The sequence below is a fragment of the Desulfosporosinus metallidurans genome, assembly GCF_001936615.1.
GTDB lineage: Bacteria > Bacillota > Desulfitobacteriia > Desulfitobacteriales > Desulfitobacteriaceae > Desulfosporosinus > Desulfosporosinus metallidurans.
Window position 1 is genome coordinate 1 of the sequence record NZ_MLBF01000113.1, and the last position, 3,896, is coordinate 3,896.

Annotated in this window: 5 protein-coding genes; 3 read left to right on the plus strand and 2 right to left on the minus strand. The window is 39.3% G+C overall.

All coding sequences use genetic code 11. From position 1 onward, the window contains the following. The coding region (locus DSOL_RS25560; protein WP_139314629.1) for a histidine kinase dimerization/phospho-acceptor domain-containing protein at window positions 1-1,092 on the minus strand (1,092 nt) is incomplete at its 3' end. 672 nt (window positions 1,093-1,764) lie between these two features. Between DSOL_RS25560 and DSOL_RS25565 the strand changes: the two genes are divergently transcribed. From DSOL_RS25565 to DSOL_RS25575, 3 genes are all read left to right on the plus strand, one after another. Next, window positions 1,765-2,370, plus strand: coding sequence for a chromate transporter (locus DSOL_RS25565; RefSeq protein WP_075367517.1), 606 nt, complete (start codon window positions 1,765-1,767; stop codon window positions 2,368-2,370). Further along, window positions 2,367-2,906 (plus strand): chromate transporter, encoded by a 540-nt coding sequence (locus DSOL_RS25570; RefSeq protein ID WP_075367518.1) that lies wholly within the window; start codon window positions 2,367-2,369, stop codon window positions 2,904-2,906. The genes DSOL_RS25565 and DSOL_RS25570 overlap by 4 nt, the downstream gene beginning before the upstream one ends. Before the next feature lie 99 nt (window positions 2,907-3,005). Further along, the gene (locus DSOL_RS25575) at window positions 3,006-3,638 is read left to right on the plus strand and encodes a universal stress protein (RefSeq protein WP_075367519.1); all 633 of its coding nucleotides are present in this window, start codon (window positions 3,006-3,008) and stop codon (window positions 3,636-3,638) included. A 138-nt stretch (window positions 3,639-3,776) separates the two neighbouring features. Here the strand turns inward: DSOL_RS25575 and DSOL_RS29885 are convergent, their stop codons facing one another. Next, the gene (locus tag DSOL_RS29885; protein ID WP_345788435.1) at window positions 3,777-3,884 is read right to left on the minus strand and encodes a hypothetical protein; all 108 of its coding nucleotides are present in this window, start codon (window positions 3,882-3,884) and stop codon (window positions 3,777-3,779) included. Window positions 3,885-3,896: the final 12 nt, after the last annotated feature.

Genomic DNA, 3,896 nt, shown 5'->3' on the forward strand with positions numbered 1-3,896 from the left:
GTCATCAAGCTGCAAGATAATTCTTATCCTCTGATTTCGTAACATTGCGGCCGAAAAAGAGAGGACCCCCTTGATTAAATCATTGACAGAACACTCCTTAATAGAAACTTTAGTAGGACGGCCGAAGTCCAGTAGTTCTTGAATTTCCGAATTTTGACGGTCAACCTGTTCGTCTATGGCCTTTGTGAATTCTTCGATGCCGCTCACTTGGGAGTATTCTTGCTTCATAAGTTCGACTAAGGTTTTGATGATGGCGATGGGATTGCGCAATTCATGAGCCACACCGGTTACTAAACGACCAAGTGCGATCAGGTGTTCAGATTGCCTAAGTTGATCTTCCAACCGTTCCTTTTCGGTTAGACCTACCGCCATTCGGTTAACTGCTTGAGCCACCTGACCCAGTTCACCCGGCATTTCGGGCAATAAGTGATGGATATCTTTCTCCATGCTCTGTAATCCCTGCTTTAAGCGGTCGACCCCGGTGGTTATATTTCTAATCATGATCAGGGTACCCACCATAACTAAGGCCAGTACGCCAAGGGTGAAATAACGCAGCAGTTTCCGAAAGTAACTACTCTGGTAAAAGAAGGGATTAAGTCGCTCCTCTACCCACATCACTGCGACCACTTTCCCTTTGAGTACAACAGGGGTAATGTACTCAACGATCTGATCATCCCAAGAACCGGAAATTCGAAAGAGTGGTTCAATACCGATTTCGGTTGCTATCAGGCCTGGTTTAGTAGTGGAAAATATTTCTTTCTCCCTCTGAGCCTCTTCTTGCGGTGAGAGGTTACGATAGTTATGCAGGAATCCCAGTACCGTAATCTTCTCTGTACTGGGAACATAAAGAACGAAGCGAATACCTGAATTTGCAGGAACTTGGGGTTCTACGACTCGGGTAAACTCATTAGTAAGCAGAGTTGATGGGATAGCGTCAGGCCCTGCCCATAGAGACTCCAGATTTTTCGAAAGTTCATTATTTGTACTTTTGACCAAGGCCTCGAGTCTCTGCTCTTTGTCTAAGAAGACAACTTCATCCGTCCGTGAAGCGAAAAAGATGTCATACATCAAAGCTAATAAAGGTACAAGCATGATGGCGGCAATGATAATTACGATCTGGTTCGTCAGACTGTTACCTTTAAAAGAAAATTTTTTTGTCTTATTCTTCAGCAGAATCGATCCCCCCTATAATGACAGAATCCAAAAATGGAAGCATATAATGCATGATTCATGTGCAGAACGTTGAATCGATATGTTATTTTCACTCAGGATTAAATAAAGATTATACATTTTAGCCCCTTTTGAGGACCTTTTTGAATAAAGATATGTATAGTCTACAGTCTTTCAGATGAAAAAGGGGTTTCTACACTGGAATCATATATAGTATTGAAGGGAAGATGCACTTATAAAAATGTTCTAATACTTTATAAAAAACAGAGGATGAAGATGATAAACTGCCTTAATAAGAATATTTGACAGTTATTCGAGGTGTAGTATTTGCTACACCTCTTTTTATTTTATTTGATAAAAGCCTGGATCTAGAGGGTTATAGAGTTGGCACGCTGATTGCTACATAAAGAATTATATCACAAGCAAAGGGGGGATGATATCTGTTTTAAGTGTACATTACTCAACTACTTACAAAGGAGAGATTAATATGAGTGGAGCATCCAAATCCAGCTATTTATAAACTGCTATTTTTCTGGCAGTCAATCGCTTTTACAACCGTATTATGGATTGCTTTATGCAGTAGGGGGAGAAAGAATGGAGAGAAAGAAACCCAATTGTAAATTTATGTTTGAGATATTTCTGGTATTTTTCAGGATTTCACCGATGACTTTTGGCGGAGGATTTGCCATGATACCTATCATGGAAGATAAAATGGTGAATAATAAAAAATGGCTAAGTAGGGAAAATTTAGTCGATATTTTTGCTGTTTCCCAGTCATTACCAGGTGCTATCGCTGTCAATTCAGCGACTTTCGTTGGATACCAGATTGGAGGCGTCCTAGGTGCCCTGTCAGCAATGTTAGGAATAGTACTGCCGACATTTGGCATTATAATTCTATTAGCGGCCTTGCTGGGTTCTTTCCAGCATAACCTACACGTTCAAGCTGCATTACAAGGTATAAGGCCTGTAGTAGTGGCCCTGATTGCTTCAGCTGCATATAAAATGAGCAAGGTGTCTATTGTTGATAAAACTTGCTTGGCTATCTGTGCCGTATGTATTCTAGCCCTATTATTATTTAAAAGTCTTAATCTAATTCTAGTCATTTTTTTAGGTGCAATTTTTGGAATTGTGATTGCAAAAGCTAAAGAGATACAAAACCTGCATGTATCTCAAAAGAAAGCAAGCGGTGAAGAATTATGAACTTGTATTGGGATATGCTGATCACTTTTTTCAAACTAGGGCTTGTCAGTTTTGGTGGCGGGTATGCCATGATACCCCTTATACAGACGGAAATGGCGAACCACCATTGGCTTAAAATCGGTAAATTTACGGATATGATAGCTATATCAGCGATGGCTCCCGGCCCTATTGCTAGTAACACTGCAACAATAGTAGGTGATAAACTAGCTGGTTTTTTGGGAGCTGCGGACGCTTGCATCGGCGTTACGCTACCTTCACTATTGCTCATACTCATTGTTGGCAAGTTGTTTTTTAAATTTCAAGAGCACCGGACTGTAAAAGCTGCATTTTACGGACTTCGACCCACAATTATTGGAGTTATCGCTTTTGCTGCAATCAAATTTGCCATTAGTAATGGAATTATTGGAGGAAGTAATTTTATTGACGTAAAAAGTTCAATTCTATTGGTCGCAGCGTTTATTTTGTTAATAAAGACAAAATTACATCCGGCATATTTAATTTTACTATCAGGTTTAATCGGTATTGTGTTGTTTTAGTAAAGTTTTTATTGGAGATCTTTTAATGTAGATATTTTTTAAGACCATCATTAGGTGCATAGATCCTGTTAATATTACCAAATGAAAGAGGTATTTCGCATGAATAATTCTGAGTTTAAGGTACTTCTCTACTCCGATGGGTCACATCAAGCTTTTTCTGCTGCCGTTTATACTGCCACACTATTGAAGAAGATGCCCAATATGCATTTGACTATCATGCAGATTCAACAAAGTGATGATGGTTCTAAGGGGACAGAATATAGTTGGTTAGAGTTGAGGCCAAAATACAAAAGATATTATTGGGGGTGTTCAACGGGAACAGAGTACAGTTGGATAGATACTTGGCCGGCTTGCCCTACCCCGGGTTGGATGAAAGGCGTGCTGGATGAATCTAAGCCGGATATAAGGAATCAGTATGATAAAATACTTACTAAGACCAACCAAATTTTTTTAGAGAAAAAGCAAAACGTCAAGCACCAGTTAATATGTTCTAATGTCAGTATTTCCGAGACGTTAGATATATCCGATACAGCTGACACCATTATTGATTATGCAACAAAAAATTCCTTTGAATTGATCATTATGGGTACACGGGGGCTTTCTACTTTTAAAGGGTTGATTTTTGGTAGTTTAGCGCATAACGTACTAGACAGATCCCCTATGCCAGTGTTATTAATTAAGAAACTTCCGCAAGATTATATTGATAGTTTCTTGTCAGACACTGAGTCCTAAGGTAATTTTCAATAAACAGGTAACGCTTATAGATAGGTCTGAAAGCGTCAGGCAGGGCCATTGCCACTAGCCTGAAAGTTGATAGGTTAACATTAGCCCCGAAGAGAAAACAAATCTCTTCGGGGCTTTAGTAATTTTTCAAAATTGTGGTATTACAGGGAGATTAATAATAAAGGTAGATCCTTTGTCCAGTTCGCTTATCACATCAATCGTTCCGCCGTGCAATGTAATACTTTGATAGGATATCGATAGTCCAAG

What these genes read in the sequence shown, in the direction of transcription:
- DSOL_RS25565 (WP_075367517.1), top strand. Translation starts at nt 1,765, where the DNA reads ATGGAGAGAAAGAAACCCAATTGTAAATTTATGTTTGAGATATTTCTG.
- DSOL_RS25570 (WP_075367518.1), top strand. Translation starts at nt 2,367, where the DNA reads ATGAACTTGTATTGGGATATGCTGATCACTTTTTTCAAACTAGGGCTT.
- DSOL_RS25575 (WP_075367519.1), top strand. Translation starts at nt 3,006, where the DNA reads ATGAATAATTCTGAGTTTAAGGTACTTCTCTACTCCGATGGGTCACAT.